General features: G+C 35.7%; 12 protein-coding genes. 8 read left to right on the plus strand and 4 right to left on the minus strand.

The features are described from left to right. Positions 1 to 107 precede the first annotated feature (107 nt). The gene (locus ACJRPK_RS02885) at positions 108 to 902 is read left to right on the plus strand and encodes an amidohydrolase (protein WP_407138352.1); all 795 of its coding nucleotides are present in this window, start codon (positions 108 to 110) and stop codon (positions 900 to 902) included. On the opposite strand, the gene ACJRPK_RS02890 is transcribed toward ACJRPK_RS02885, so the two are convergent. Both ACJRPK_RS02890 and ACJRPK_RS02895 read right to left on the minus strand, forming a co-directional pair. After that, positions 899 to 2,512 carry an Ig-like domain-containing protein gene (locus tag ACJRPK_RS02890; RefSeq protein WP_407138353.1) on the minus strand — a complete coding sequence of 538 codons (1,614 nt, stop codon included), beginning with the start codon at positions 2,510 to 2,512 and terminating at the stop codon, positions 899 to 901. The genes ACJRPK_RS02885 and ACJRPK_RS02890 overlap by 4 nt on opposite strands. Before the next feature lie 61 nt (positions 2,513 to 2,573). Further along, entirely contained in the window at positions 2,574 to 3,119 is a 546-nt protein-coding gene (locus tag ACJRPK_RS02895; protein ID WP_407138354.1) for a ComF family protein, read from the minus strand. Positions 3,120 to 3,336: 217 nt separating this feature from the next. Between ACJRPK_RS02895 and ACJRPK_RS02900 the strand changes: the two genes are divergently transcribed. The 3 genes from ACJRPK_RS02900 (at position 3,337) to ACJRPK_RS02910 (ending at position 9,098) form a co-directional block, all read left to right on the plus strand. Further along, positions 3,337 to 4,218: a hypothetical protein gene (locus ACJRPK_RS02900; protein ID WP_148781099.1), complete on the plus strand. Its 882-nt coding sequence runs from the start codon at positions 3,337 to 3,339 to the stop codon at positions 4,216 to 4,218. A gap of 141 nt (positions 4,219 to 4,359) precedes the next feature. Beyond that, entirely contained in the window at positions 4,360 to 5,895 is a 1,536-nt protein-coding gene (locus ACJRPK_RS02905; RefSeq protein ID WP_407138355.1) for a glycine--tRNA ligase, read from the plus strand. A gap of 206 nt (positions 5,896 to 6,101) precedes the next feature. After that, complete coding sequence (locus ACJRPK_RS02910) at positions 6,102 to 9,098, plus strand: GEVED domain-containing protein (RefSeq protein ID WP_407138356.1); 2,997 nt, start codon at positions 6,102 to 6,104, stop codon at positions 9,096 to 9,098. Here ACJRPK_RS02910 and ACJRPK_RS02915 read toward each other — a convergent pair. Further along, the gene (locus ACJRPK_RS02915; RefSeq protein WP_407138357.1) at positions 9,085 to 9,453 is read right to left on the minus strand and encodes a hypothetical protein; all 369 of its coding nucleotides are present in this window, start codon (positions 9,451 to 9,453) and stop codon (positions 9,085 to 9,087) included. The two genes, ACJRPK_RS02910 and ACJRPK_RS02915, sit on opposite strands and share 14 nt — an antisense overlap. 310 nt (positions 9,454 to 9,763) lie before the next feature. Here ACJRPK_RS02915 and ACJRPK_RS02920 point away from each other — a divergent pair, with 310 nt between their 5' ends. Both ACJRPK_RS02920 and ACJRPK_RS02925 read left to right on the plus strand, forming a co-directional pair. Beyond that, the gene (locus ACJRPK_RS02920; protein WP_407138358.1) at positions 9,764 to 10,537 is read left to right on the plus strand and encodes an exodeoxyribonuclease III; all 774 of its coding nucleotides are present in this window, start codon (positions 9,764 to 9,766) and stop codon (positions 10,535 to 10,537) included. A gap of 34 nt (positions 10,538 to 10,571) precedes the next feature. Continuing rightward, on the plus strand, positions 10,572 to 11,531 hold the full coding sequence (locus tag ACJRPK_RS02925) for an OmpA family protein (protein WP_407138359.1): 960 nt from the start codon (positions 10,572 to 10,574) through the stop codon (positions 11,529 to 11,531). Positions 11,532 to 11,616: 85 nt separating this feature from the next. Here ACJRPK_RS02925 and ACJRPK_RS02930 read toward each other — a convergent pair whose 3' ends face one another. Continuing rightward, on the minus strand, positions 11,617 to 12,009 hold the full coding sequence (locus ACJRPK_RS02930) for a hypothetical protein (RefSeq protein WP_407138360.1): 393 nt from the start codon (positions 12,007 to 12,009) through the stop codon (positions 11,617 to 11,619). A gap of 262 nt (positions 12,010 to 12,271) precedes the next feature. Between ACJRPK_RS02930 and ACJRPK_RS02935 the strand changes: the two genes are divergently transcribed. Beyond that, positions 12,272 to 13,303, plus strand: coding sequence for an aldo/keto reductase (locus tag ACJRPK_RS02935; RefSeq protein WP_407138361.1), 1,032 nt, complete (start codon positions 12,272 to 12,274; stop codon positions 13,301 to 13,303). A 96-nt stretch (positions 13,304 to 13,399) separates the two neighbouring features. Further along, on the plus strand, positions 13,400 to 14,491 hold the full coding sequence (locus tag ACJRPK_RS02940) for a hypothetical protein (protein WP_407138362.1): 1,092 nt from the start codon (positions 13,400 to 13,402) through the stop codon (positions 14,489 to 14,491). Positions 14,492 to 14,531: the final 40 nt, after the last annotated feature.

Raw genomic sequence — 14,531 nt, forward strand, 5'->3', positions numbered from 1 at the left:
GTTTTTATTTTAATACAAGAAAATGTTAAGCCAGATGGAAACGTTTTGGGTTTCAAATTCTATTTGTACCTTCATCTTAATTTTTGATACCGAATACTATTTTAATTATGAGTGAAACGCTAAAAGTAGCCTTAATTCAATCCAATTTGTCATGGGAGCTTGCAGGTGAAAACAGAACTAATTTTGAACAAAAATTAAATAAACTCACCCAAACTGTTGATTTAGTCGTGCTACCGGAAATGTTTAGTTCCGGTTTTACAATGAATGCCAGTGCTGTTGCTGAAGGTATGAATGATGCTACAGTACAATGGATGCTACGTATGGCTAAGGCCAAGAACTTTGCATTAATAGGTAGTATAGTCATCAAGGAAAATGATAACTTTTACAATCGCGCACTCTTTGTGTCTCCAGAGGGATCTATTCAATATTATGACAAACATCAGCTGTTTACGATGGCAGGAGAGGATAAGTCTTATACTCCGGGAGAAGACAAAGTAGTTATTGAATATAAAGGATGGCGTATTCAACCGCTGATTTGTTACGACCTGAGATTTCCCGTTTGGTCGAGAAATACAAATGAGGCGGATGTGTTGATATTCATGGCGAACTGGCCTGAAAAGAGAGTACTTGCATGGGATACGTTACTTAAGGCACGTGCCATAGAGAATATGGTATATTGTATCGGGGTAAATCGTGTGGGGGTTGATGGTAAGGGATATAATTATGTGGGACATTCTGCGGTATATGATGTCTTAGGAAATCCAATTACTTCAAATACTCCGGTTGAAAAGGAAACCATATTGTATGCAACATTAAATAAAACACATATACAGCAAACAAGAGTTAAATTGCCATTTCTTGTGGATGCAGATCCTTTTACTATCCTAAAAAAAGATAACTAATCTAGGTTGTCTAGGATAAACGTTTGTCTCAGTTCCCAATTGGCTCTTACATCAATGGTTTTAGGAAAGTAAATAATTTTTTCGGGTTGTAAGCCTTTAAGAAAGTTACCAGTGTCCCAGCGGTTATTTGCATTTTGATCTAGTACCACGCGAATATTATATTTTCCCGCTTCCAAATATTCAAAAGTAACAGTGCCTAGTTTGTCGATGCTCTTTTCTGAAACTATTTCGTCCTTATCGTTGGTTAACTGGATAATTACCGGAAAAGACGAAACGTTCTCCAAATCCAGAAAAATTTTACCGTAATCAGTTATTTTTTTTGTGCTGAAGGTGAAGGATAGACTGTCATTAACATTGTCCATAAAATCTTCAATTGCATTTGGTAATACATTGATCGTATAGCCTTGATCTTCTTGTTGATCAAATTTGAAGTTCACGGTATTATATAGTGTGTCGATTTGAGTTGTAAAGGGTACAGGAAGAGAATCACGCATAAACGTGATAAGCGAATCTTCAATCTTGCTAATCGGTATGTTTGCAACTAGCTGAAAACTTTCATTGGGAGTTAATATTGCTGGAGAGGTTGGCGATACAATTAAAGAATCCTTATATTGATCTTTAAAGCGTGTTGTCAATGTATCATTGTAAGCAGCTGAAGCTTTAACCGCAAACTGTAAGGAGTCAGCCTCAAAGTAAGGACGAAACCAATAATGTATAGTGTCTGTTTTAAGATCTCTTATCGTTCTGTACTCAAATTCATCAGGTGTAGAACTGACTATATTTATACGAGTACTGTCTATATCTCCTTCATAGGGAAAAACCAATGAGTTTTTTGAACTTTGTTTTGGTTTTAAAAACTTGAATGCCGGTGTTTCTTTGAATAAATTAATAGAAAATACCTTTGCAGTATCACGAGGAATGACAATAGTATCACTATAAAACCCTATTTTATCTTGTTTCTGTTGGTAGGTGTAATTAGTGGCGGCATCTTTTAAGGCTATCAATCTGTATTTACCAGCCTTTAAATTTTCCATCACAAACGCGGTGCTATCCAAAGTGCTGGACACGTATCGAGGCACTGTATTGTAGATAATAGAATCCGTATAGCTTTCGTCGATCTTGTATAACGCTATTGTCGTATAAGGATCTGGTGTTCTGGCTATGGCATCTTTTATGGAGCCTTTTATTTTCAAAGAGTCCAGAAAGTCTCCTGTGCTAAAAACATATTTAAAGAATGGCAACGGATTCCCTTCATTATTGTCCACAATACTTTCACCAAAACTGATACTGTATGTAGTGTTTTCTAAAAGTGTATCAAGAAACTTGATCTTTACAAATTTATTAGCGCCCCCTAACGGTGTTATCGTTGGTTTAGGATCCATTGGTGGAGAAATTACGATTTGTTGCTGTGGATCTTCAAGTTTGATGTACTCATCAAAATAAATTCGAATTTCTTTTTTATCAAAGTTTGTAGAAAAATTAGGAGGTGTAGCCCGAATAAATTCAGGAGGAATACTATCTTTTTCGCCACCCGTAATTGTGCCTTTTTTGGCACATCCAACAAGTAATAAGAAAACGCTCAAAGCGACTAGTAGAACTCCGTTTTTCATGAATGCTATAACGATTTTGTTTTGATTCACAAAGAAACAACTAATTACTATAAACAAAAAACTATTCTGTTATAGCCATGGTGGCTATACTAAATTTAATCCCTTCAATACCTTTTAGCTCTTTAATACATGCTTGTAATGTAGCACCTGTCGTTATGATATCGTCGACCAGAAGGATGTGTTTTCCTGTCAAAACATCTTGGTTTTGCAAACCAAAGGTTGCTTCAGAGTTTTGCCATCGCATAATTCTTTTTTGTTTCGATTGTTTGGCCGTATAGTTTTTCTTGATCAGTACATTATTAATATAATGTACTTGGAGTAGCTGGGCTATTTTTTTTCCAAATTCCTCTACTTGATTATAACCACGCTCTTTTAATCTTTTTTTGTGAAGTGGTACTGGAACGACCGCATCAATACCGTCAAAATTTTTCGCATTGAGTAATTGTGACCCAAGCCATGCTCCCAATGTTGTGCCTATTTTTTGTTGTCCGCGATACTTTAAATTATGAATTAGATTTTGCACTAAGCCCTCCTTCTCGAACACGAGAAGCGATACAAAATTTTCAATTTTGATATGATCATAAAATACTTTTTCGATATTTTTCACGTTAACTAGGTGAAAATTCCCTTGAGGTAAGTAATAACGACAAGAAGTGCACAATACATGTTCGTTTCTATCCAAGTTGCTATCGCAGGCGGCACAATGCTGAGGATAGAATAAATAAACAAGATCACAAAGCATATTATAATACGATTAACATTAATAATTCGATTTAACTATTATATTTACCTTAAAAGTAACCATCAAAAATTAAAAATTAACTATGACTACTCAAAACAATAACTTAACCCTTAAGATTTTAATCGGTGTATTAGCAGCATTGCTATTGATTTTGGCCATTTTTTCATACAAGTTTTATAATGAAGAAAAGCAAAATAAGGCTATTCTTCAACAAGAGAAAGATTTAATTGAAAGCGAATTAGGAGAATTAATTACAAAGTATGACAATGCGATTGCCCTTAATGAAGTTATGGATGATCACTTGTTGAAGGCAAAAGAACGTATCGTAGTGCTATTGGATAGCGTAAAAGATAATGATGCAAATCTAGCTTTAATTTCAAGATATAGAAGAGAAGTTGGTAAGCTTAAGCAAGAAAGAGAGCGTTTATTCAAATTGGCGGATAGCTTAACAGCTGCCAACTCACAACTTACAACAGATTTAGATAGTACTTCCACAGCTTTAAATCAAAGAATTATATTCTCAGATTCCTTACAGACACAAAATTCAAAATTAGCTGAAATTGTAGAACGAGGTTCTGCATTGACAGCGTCTGGAATAAAAGCAGAAGGTGTACGAGTACGTAATAGTGGAAAAATTACGAATACCTCACGTGCTAGTAGAGCAGATAAGGTAAGAGTATGTTTTACATTATCTCCAAATAAACTGACTGAAAAAGGCGATAAAGAATTATATGTTCAAGTTATCAATCCTAAAAATAATTTGATCGGAGATAAGATTTCGATTAATTTTGAAGATGCAGTACTAACCTACAGTGGTCGTAACAAGGTGTTCTATGAGAATGATGCACTCGATGTATGTGTCCTTGTCAACGCAATGGAAGGTGAGTTGATGGAAGGGAACTACGTGGTAAATGTTTTCTCCGGACCAAGAATGATTTCGAACACTAAGTTCGAATTGAGATAATTTTAGAATAAACAACATTTTAACCATCATAATTTGTAAAATTGTGATGGTTTTTTTGTGTTTCGTATATTAATCAAACAACTTCCTTATTAAATAACTCAATTCGTTTCTATTTTGTACAAATTGAATTAATTTTGTCCAATGGCAAATCAAGAAGATAAATTTAAAAAAGTAATAGCCCATGCAAAAGAGTATGGGTATATTTTTGGTTCTAGTGAAATATATGACGGTTTAAGTGCGGTCTATGATTATGGACAAAACGGAGCTGAATTAAAAAAAAATATCAGAGAATATTGGTGGAAAAGCATGGTGTTTATGCATCAAAATATAGTGGGTTTAGACGCTTCAATATTTATGCATCCCACTACATGGAAGGCTTCTGGTCACGTAGATGCTTTTACCGATCCACTTATTGATAATAAGGATTCTAAAAAAAGATATCGGGCCGACGTATTAATTGAGGACTATGCTGAGAAATTAAATATAAAAGCACAAAAGGAAATAGCAAAAGCTAAAAAAAGATTTGGTGATGCTTTTGATGAAGCACAATTTGTTGCAACCAACCCAAGAGTAGTTAAGTATCTTTCAGAACGTGATGAAGTACTTAAACGTATGGGAGCCTCGCTGGAAAAAGAGGATTTAAATGATGTAAAAGCACTTATCGAAGAACTTGGAATAGCTGACCCGGATACAGGATCTAAAAACTGGACCGATGTACGTCAGTTCAATTTAATGTTTGGGACCAAATTAGGAGCATCCGCAGATACTGCAACTGATTTATATCTAAGACCCGAAACTGCACAAGGGATTTTTGTCAACTTTTTAAATGTTCAAAAAACCGGACGCATGAAAATTCCATTCGGAATTGCTCAAACCGGTAAAGCTTTTAGGAATGAAATTGTTGCTCGCCAGTTTATTTTCAGAATGCGAGAATTCGAGCAGATGGAAATGCAATTCTTTGTGAAGCCAGGTGATGAAATGAAGTGGTATGATTACTGGAAAGAAACACGACTTAATTGGCACTTATCCTTAGGGCTTGGTGAAGAAAACTACCGCTTTCATGATCATGATAAGTTAGCTCATTACGCCAATGCAGCTGCCGATATAGAATTTAATTTTCCTTTTGGATTCAAAGAATTAGAAGGGATTCATTCACGCACAGATTTTGACTTAAAGGCTCATGAAGAGTTTTCGGGCAAGAAACTTCAGTTTTTTGATCCGGAGTTAAAAGAAAGCTATACGCCTTATGTCGTAGAAACCTCGGTGGGGCTGGACAGAATGTTTTTGGCTGTATTCTCAACTGCGCTACAAGATGAAACATTAGAAGATGGGTCAACCCGAGTGGTGCTTAAACTGCCAGCAGTAGTGGCGCCTGTAAAAGCCGCAGTTTTACCTTTGGTCAAAAAGGACGGACTTCCAGAAATAGCACAACAGATTATTGATGAGCTAAAATGGAATTTTAATGTAGTTTATGATGAAAAGGATGCAATTGGACGACGTTATCGTAGACAGGATGCTAATGGAACACCCCTTTGCATTACGGTAGATCATGATACGTTGACAGATCAAACAGTTACCATTCGCGATCGGGATACAATGGAACAAAAACGTGTGGCGATCAAAGATTTAAAAACTTTGATTTCTGAACGGGTAGACATGGAATATTGGCTTAAATAAGTAAACAGATTTTATATTTTTCACACAAAAGCTACGTATTTACGTGGCTTTTGTCTTTTAAGGATTTGTGTTATATAAAACAGTTAATAGAATTTATTACCCAGTGTATGAATATAATATGTAGTTGAGTTCGCTATAATTTAAACTTTAGTTGTATTTTTAAATCCAAAAAATTATTTGGAACCCTGATATTTAATGATCTACCTATGAAGCTGAGAGAAATTGTCGCAATTATTGTATTCATGCTAAATTTTGTGACTTATTCACAAAAAACACAAACAAGTAACGCGACATTAGTTATAGAAGCTACCTATATGAAGGAAATTACACCTTTGGTAGGTAAAGAACTTATTCCACAAAAACCAAGAGTAGGTCCGATAAACCCCAGAAGAGCCAATGTAAATAAAATTGTTCCCGGTAAGGGATACCCCAGAGGACAAGATAAGTTATTAGCAAAGCAAAAAAGCCTTAGGACACTTAGAACGGGCAAAGCTCCCTCTCAGAAATTCACTGTTGCTTCGGCAAATCGAGCCCCTACTGATCCCACTGGAGCCGTTGGTCCCAATCATTATGTGAGTGCAAAAAATTATTCGTTTGCAATACACGATAAAGTAGGAAATGTGCTGCTACCCTCGACCTCGTTAGAGAATTTATTTCCCGGAGAAGCTTTGGGAGACCCCATAGTGTTTTACGATAATTTTGCCGACCGTTTTGTTATAACGCAATTCAGCGATACTCCCAACGGTTTTTTGGTTGCAGTGTCCAAAGATCCCGATCCTGTAAATAGTGGATGGTATACGTACCGCTTTACTACGGATAGCTTTCCAGATTACACCAAATTTTCTGTTTGGTCAGATGGATATTATGTAACCGCTAATAAAGATCAAGGCGCACAACAAACAAGCGAAGTAGTTTTTGTCATCGAGCGAGATAAGATGCTTGCTGGTGAGCTTAATGCCAGAATGGTTGGATTTCCTTTACCGGGAGCAAATATAGGAGGATTTTATAGTCCGGCTGCCTTCAATGCTATCGGACAAACCTTACCACCAAGAGGAGAGGCTAAAATAATCTATTATCAGGATGATGAATGGGTAAACGTTAATGAAGATGCATTAAAACTATGGAGCATCAATGTTAATTGGATTCGCCCTGAACTATCATCAATTACTGAAGCTGAGGTGCTCGATGTAACTTCAGGTCAGATAACCCCTTTTGATTCTACCTTTGACGGAGGAGCTTCTTTTAGTAATATACCTCAACCGGGGACTGAAGGTCAGGATATCGATGCGTTGCAAGGAGCGGTCATGTATGCAACAAATTACCGAAGATTTTGTAATTATAATGTGGTGACACTTAATTTTGTGGTGGATATCGATGATCGTCCTGATCTGGATAATGTTGCCGGAGTTCGATGGTATGAACTACGCCAAAACGGTGACGGACAACCATGGTATGTGTATCAGGAAGGTACGTACGCGTCTCCAGATGGCAAGAGTGCCTGGTGTGCGAGTATGGCTATGGATGTATATGGAAATATAGGTATGGGATATACAACCATGGGAACTGTGGAAAATGGTGCTACAGTGGATAGTTACGCTTCATTACGCTATACCGGGAGATTAGATGGAGATCCGTTGGGAAGCATGACCATTGCCGAACAAGACATTGTGATTGGTACAGATATACAACGCAATGGAGGAGAACGTTACGGGGATTATTCGCAAATAACTATTGACCCTATAGATGATCAGACATTTTATCATATAGGTGAATATTTTGAAGCTATCGGTGATAATGCCAGAGATTTTGTAGGTGTTTTCAAAATTGCAAATGTGATAGCTAACGATGTGGGAATAGTAAGTATCCCTGCACCTTTTGCAAAAGCTACCTTTAGCAATGCTGAGAATATTACAGTGGAAATACAAAATTTCGGAACTACTTCACAAAGTAACATTCCTGTTAGCTATACTATCAATAACAGCACTCCAGTTAATGAGATTTTCACCGGAACAATCAACCCGGGTGAGACTGCTCTTTTTACATTTGCAGCTGTGGCAGATTTAAGTCAGGATAAAAGTTATACTGTTAATGCAGAAACAAATCTGGCGGGGGACGCCGAGGTTGAAAATGATTGTATATCAAAGGTTGTAGAGAATATTTATGCCAATGACTTGGGAGTGGTTCAGTTAGTTTCACCTATAAGTGGCGGCGGATTAACAACTGATGAGTTTGTTACAATTTCGATCTACAATTACGGTTCGGTTGCGCAATCTAATTTTCCGGTATTTTATTCTTTTAATAGTGGTAGTCGAGTGACAGAGACGTTTACAGAAACGATAGCTCCAGGTACTTCTGAACGATATACGTTTAACAGTTCAGTAAATATGACAGCGTTTGGCAACTATACCTTTCAAATTGGAACTGCACTTGGGAATGATGAGGATGTGTCTAATGATTTTATCAACGTAAGCGTAGAACATAGATTGTGTATGCCAGAGTCTGACTGTCAAAGATTTGGAGACGGAATAACTTCATTTGAACTGGCCAATATTTCTAATGTAGATATTCTCTGTGACAATGGATATAAAGATTTTACAGATCTCGTAATTAAAATGGATCGTTCAAAGGGGAAGTATATTCTTACCTTACAAGCGGGGTATGCATCAGGAGACCAGGAACGATTTTCGTTATGGGTAGATTATAATGATAATAATCTCTATGAGGATGCTGAGTTGATTTTTGACAACGAAATCCTTGAGGAGCAAGACACAGATTTATTTTTTAATTTTCCATTAGATCAAAGTAGTACATTAGGAAAGCATTTGATGCGTATACGTGCAGGCGATGTAAAAACTAATAATGGAGCACCCTTAAATGAACCATGCGAAGCAATGCAATTTGGAACCACTCATGATTATACTGTAGAGATTGGGGAGAGCAATGGAAACGGCGATGAAATAATCGTTTTTGAGAGAGAGAAGAATAAGTATATTGTAAGTACTGGAAACCCTGAGGATGTTTCGGAAGAAAAAATAATTGTATTTTCAATCACGGGTCAGGTAATACTTATTGATGACATGGAGCTTGATGCTAATAACAATTTTATTTTTGATCTGGATTTATCCTATCGTAGTACCGGAATGTATTTTATAAGAATTGGAAATAAAAGGAAAGGAAGGGCTGTCAAAATTATTGTTCAGTAGCAGATCTATTTTTTAGAGTCTGTATAAGAACCGGGCGCCCTTGATTACATCTGTTTTTCATTTTTAAATTACTAAAAGTTACCCAAACCTTAGTTGGGATTTCATTTTTTGTAAAGTCCTTCAAGTTTATGGGGTCTAAGGTGTCTTTAAGGCCAGAAACCACTAATAAATGAGGACATGAGGGGTTTTTGGACATTATAATAGTACCCTTATAATCTTGTCCACTCGAATTATATGCAGCATTTTTATCTTTAGTTAGTGCAGCAGCATTTTTAAGCGGTTGATTTTTAGGGGAACACGATAATAGGATGGATGATAGTATTAGGACGATTGCTGGAAAAAGTAATAGCTTCATATCATGGATTTTAGTAAAGATCTACAAAATTATTCAAGATTGAGGCACGTAAGTAGTGTATTTTATTTAAATGGCTGATACGTTATACTATAGTTTGATGAATTATTATTTTATCTAAACACATTTTTTTATCTACTAAAAGCTTCGTTATTTTGTTGATAAAGTACAATAGAAAGATTACATACTTTGTTTCGATTGAAGTGAAAAAATCAATTTATTACGAGCTACATATTAAATAAGTTGTTTCTGTGGCCTCTAGTAAAAGCTTAGGATTAATTTTTTCTAAGAGCGAAACAGTAAACACGAATAGATGAAAATAATTTCTTATAATGTAAATGGTATAAGAGCGGCTATAAATAAAGGGTTTATAGAGTGGTTGGTACAAGCGGATCCAGATGTGATATGTCTTCAGGAAATTAAAGCTATGGAGGAGCAATTGGACTTAGAGCTCTTCAAAGAAGCAGGATATCCGTATCTGTATTGGCACAGTGCACAAAAAAAGGGATATAGCGGTGTCGCTATACTTTCTAAAACAAAACCAGACAACGTTACCTTTGGCACAGGTATAGAGCACATGGATTTTGAGGGACGTGTCATTAGAGCAGACTTTGATAAAGTTTCAGTAATTAGTCTGTATTTACCTAGCGGAACCAATGTAGATCGATTGGCCCATAAGTTCATGTTTATGGATGATTTTCAAGAATATATTACCACATTGAAAGAAACGCATCCCAACTTAGTTATTTGTGGAGACTATAATATTTGTCATAAGGCTATTGATATACATGATCCCGTGCGTAATAAAAATGTGTCGGGATTCTTACCTGTAGAGCGTGAGTGGATTGATACCTTCATGTCAAATGGTTTTATAGATTCTTTCAGGCATTTTAATAAAGAACCGCATCAATATTCTTGGTGGAGTTATAGAGCTAATGCCCGTAATAATAACAAAGGGTGGCGACTTGATTATGGATTAGTCGCACAACCACTCAAAGATGCTTTAAAACGAGCTGTTATTTTATCCGAAGCAAAACACAGCGATCATTGCCCAATTCTTGTAGAATTAGATCTGAATTATATTTAAATCATAACCCCAATTATAAAACTACATTTTAATCATGGTACGTAAAATTATAGTATTAGCTCTTATGGCTGGATTTGCCACCTCTTGTGTTTCGTCCAAAGTTCATAAAGATTTAGAAAGTAAATACGCCAGACTCAAAAGAGACAACCGCAAAACCAAAGATGATTTAAAATCTCTTCAGAGAGATTTTGACGCTAATCAATTAGCTGCAGAGCAACTCAATGATGCCTACAATAAAACAAGAGCCGAACGTGATGAGCTTAGACAGAAATATGAAACAACTTTGACAAACTACAATGCGTTAAAAGATTCGTATGATGCCTTAGAAAAAAACAGCTCTGAAGCAATGGCCGCTAATAGCAAGCGCAATCGCGATTTATTAGCACAGTTAGAGCAGAAAGAACAAGCTTTGGCTACAGAACGTTCAAGACTTGAAAAACTAGAACGTGACTTACAATTAAGGTCTCAACGTGTAGATGAATTGGAAGGCTTGATTATGGCACAAGATGCAAAAATGCAAGCTTTAAAAAACGCGATATCTAAAGCTATGCGTAATTTTGAAGGAAAAGGATTGACCGTAGAGGAACGAAATGGTAAGGTTTATATTTCTATGGAAAATAAACTTCTTTTTGCCTCAGGTAGCTGGTCTATAGGGACACAAGGTAAGCAAGCTGTAAATCAATTAGGAAAAGTACTTAGTGAAAACCCCGATATAGCCGTGTTGATCGAAGGTCATACCGATAACGATCCCTATCTGGGTACGGGAATTATCAAAGATAACTGGGACTTATCAACCAAACGAGCAACGGCTATTGTAACGTTACTATTGGAGAATAACGCTATTGATCCAAAGAACCTTACCGCAGCGGGAAGAGGTGAATTTGCGCCAATCGCAGATAATAACTCTACTGAAGGCAAGTCTAAAAACAGAAGAATTGAGGTGATCCTTACGCCAAAATTAGATGAGATTAGTAAATTGCTTAATAAGATCTAAGCAAAAATATTATTGAAAGCACTATAAAATAAAAATGCCGCTACGTAGATTCAGCGGCATTTTTAATACAATAAAGTTAAAAGTATTACAGACTATTTAGAATACTTTGTACTTCTTTACTGTTATCTTCTTTAAGACTGGTTTTTACTCTATTCAATACTTTTTGAAATTTCTCAATAACTTTTTCAGTATCCATTTTGGTAAGAGCAATTTGTCTACCTGTTGAGGTTAATAAGAAATAATCATAAAATTCAACAGGAACAGATTTATCTTTCTTTTTTTGAATTGACGTAGTACCAGTTGACTTAACGATTGAGATAACATTTCCGTGAGCAATTACCTTATCAGTTTCTTTTCCAACTTCTGTTGCAAGTGAGTATACATCATCAAAGACTTCGTTGAGAACGCTCCAATCTTCTTGAGCTTGAGTGGTTAGTGTGGTGCCTAGCACCATTACAAGTAGAAATAATTTTTTCATAATGTTTGGGTATATTAATTGATTTATCAAAACTACGTATTTGATATCACGTATTCTAAAACGAAATAAAAAAAACTTTATTGCAAAAATGTAGCTTGCAAATAAGCCTTTAAAATAGCTAATTAATTTTTTAAAATCCAAAAAGCGTACCAAAAAATATTATATGATCTTGTTTTCTAACCTTTAATAGTTAAGATGAATTTTACAGATTGCAACTTTTTAATTTTTATATTCGAATTTTATAAATAAGATTAAATCCATTATGAGATATACAACACTTTCCAATACGAAGATTAAAATTAGTAAGATTTGCCTTGGCTCTATGACTTGGGGACAACAAAACACAGAAGATGAGGGGCATACACAATTGGATTTTGCAATTGATCAAGGGGTGAATTTTATTGATACAGCTGAGTTGTACTCGGTACCTGCAACTAGCGAAACGCAGGGTAGCACTGAACGCATTATTGGAACGTGGCTCAAAAAGAGAAAGAAGAGAGAGGATGTGGTAATAGCGTCGAAAATTGTGGGTCCGCGTGATTTTGTAAAACATATAAGAACGGGTGGGTTTACCAAAACAGAGTTTGATGATGCTATCCATAAAAGCTTACAACGCTTACAAACCGATTATATCGATTTATATCAGTTACATTGGCCGGAGAGAAATACTAACTTTTTTGGAGTTTTGGGATATGAACATGACGAGGAGGAACGATGGAGTGATAATTTTAATGAAATACTACATAATTTAGAAGTGTTTAAAAAAGAAGGAAAGATACGATCTATTGGTGTGTCGAATGAAACTCCGTACGGAGTAATGCGTTATGTAGAAGAAGCCCGGGCCGGTAAATTCAAGATAAGTACAGTTCAAAACCCCTATAGTTTATTGAACCGTAAGGATGAGATTGGATTATCAGAAATCCTACTAAGAGAGGATGTTGGTTATTTACCTTATTCTCCCTTGGGTTTTGGTCAACTAACGGGTAAATATCTAGAAGAGATGCCCAAAGATGCCAGAGTAACTTTATTTCCTCAATTCTCAAGATATCACAATGAACGGTCTTTTGAAGCTACACGAGCTTATAATGAAATAGCCAAGGCAAACGGACTTAGTCTGACTCAAATGGCATTAGCATTTGTGCAAAGTCAACCTTTTGTAACCAGTACAATTATTGGAGCCACTAACTTACAGCAGTTAAAAGAGAATATAGGAAGTGCAACGCTTTCATTATCAGAGAGTATCATTGAGGCAATACAGGAGGTTCACAATGATAATCCAAATCCTGCGCCTTAATGGCCGGAAATGTTAATATTTGAGCGCCTATAGTTACTCCAACGAGGTCGTTATTTGTATATTCGAAAAATTTTTTAATAACTGTATTTTATAATTATGAAGAGACAATTACTTTTAAAGGCTATTTTAACTAGTTTTCTAATAGCTTTTAATTCCTGTTCCGACGACGGAGTGGATGGTACTAATGGTGTTGATGGAAAAGATGGTGTGGATGCTACAGGTTCTGTATACCTAGTCTTAAGTGGAAACATTTCAAATGATGAAGCTAAAGCTGCTTTGGAAACAAAATATTCTGAAAACACTCAGGTCATCCTCGTTACAAATACAACAGCGCTTACGACCCTTGATCTGACCGGAGTACCTACACTCGTAGATTTAGAGATTAGAAATAATGAGAAGCTGACAACCATAAACGCTCCAGACTTAAGCGAAGTTTTAAATACGTTGGAAATAGACAACAATAGTCAGCTTACTAGTTTAAATTTTACTGCTTTGAAATTTGGTGATGATATAACTGTTTCGGAGAACAATAAATTAGAATCAATGCAGTTTGATGCATTGATAGGTGTTCATGATCACCTTTATTTTTATTCAAATAAAGAGTTGAGATCACTTTCACTATCTAATTTTGTAGGTAATGATAGAACGTATTTAGGTATAATTGACAACCCTAAGTTGAATGATTTAAATTTATCGAAGCTAGTAGATTTAGATTATTTGTCAATTTCTGCTACGGCGTTGACAACAATTGAAATTCCTCAAATTATTAATTCAAATAGAATCTCTTTAAGAGATAATTCAATGTTAGAAACGGTTAGTTTTCCCAAATTAGAGAAAATTACTGATGAGAATGGTAGTGGGTTCAGTATTTATAACTCAAGTCCTGCTTTAAGTCTGGTTTCCTTGCCTTTATTAACTCAAGCTTCTAGATTTAATATTTACTCGTATGAAGCTCAGACCGCTGCAGGAAGTCTAGTATTGTCATCCATAATTGATTTTGACGACATTAGTGTTAATTATTATACTTTGAGAACTGCTGATGTTGATGCGCTACTATCTCATTTGGTTTCAATAACTCCAGCGATTACAGAAAAGTATATTTATTTATATGGATCCCCATCGGCACAGGGAGATACTGATGCTTCAACATTACGTTCAAATGGGAACTCGGTTAACTTTAGATTATAGATAAGTAAATAAATTATTTAGCTCTCAAAATATATAATAT

Origin of the sequence: Aquimarina sp. 2-A2 (genome assembly GCF_045505135.1) — a bacterium.
Lineage (GTDB): Bacteria > Bacteroidota > Bacteroidia > Flavobacteriales > Flavobacteriaceae > Aquimarina > Aquimarina intermedia.

What these genes read in the sequence shown, in the direction of transcription:
- ACJRPK_RS02885 (WP_407138352.1), top strand. Translation starts at nt 108, where the DNA reads ATGAGTGAAACGCTAAAAGTAGCCTTAATTCAATCCAATTTGTCATGG.
- ACJRPK_RS02890 (WP_407138353.1), bottom strand. Translation starts at nt 2,512, where the DNA reads ATGAAAAACGGAGTTCTACTAGTCGCTTTGAGCGTTTTCTTATTACTT.
- ACJRPK_RS02900 (WP_148781099.1), top strand. Translation starts at nt 3,337, where the DNA reads ATGACTACTCAAAACAATAACTTAACCCTTAAGATTTTAATCGGTGTA.
- ACJRPK_RS02905 (WP_407138355.1), top strand. Translation starts at nt 4,360, where the DNA reads ATGGCAAATCAAGAAGATAAATTTAAAAAAGTAATAGCCCATGCAAAA.
- ACJRPK_RS02910 (WP_407138356.1), top strand. Translation starts at nt 6,102, where the DNA reads ATGAAGCTGAGAGAAATTGTCGCAATTATTGTATTCATGCTAAATTTT.
- ACJRPK_RS02915 (WP_407138357.1), bottom strand. Translation starts at nt 9,453, where the DNA reads ATGAAGCTATTACTTTTTCCAGCAATCGTCCTAATACTATCATCCATC.
- ACJRPK_RS02920 (WP_407138358.1), top strand. Translation starts at nt 9,764, where the DNA reads ATGAAAATAATTTCTTATAATGTAAATGGTATAAGAGCGGCTATAAAT.
- ACJRPK_RS02925 (WP_407138359.1), top strand. Translation starts at nt 10,572, where the DNA reads ATGGTACGTAAAATTATAGTATTAGCTCTTATGGCTGGATTTGCCACC.
- ACJRPK_RS02930 (WP_407138360.1), bottom strand. Translation starts at nt 12,009, where the DNA reads ATGAAAAAATTATTTCTACTTGTAATGGTGCTAGGCACCACACTAACC.
- ACJRPK_RS02935 (WP_407138361.1), top strand. Translation starts at nt 12,272, where the DNA reads ATGAGATATACAACACTTTCCAATACGAAGATTAAAATTAGTAAGATT.
- ACJRPK_RS02940 (WP_407138362.1), top strand. Translation starts at nt 13,400, where the DNA reads ATGAAGAGACAATTACTTTTAAAGGCTATTTTAACTAGTTTTCTAATA.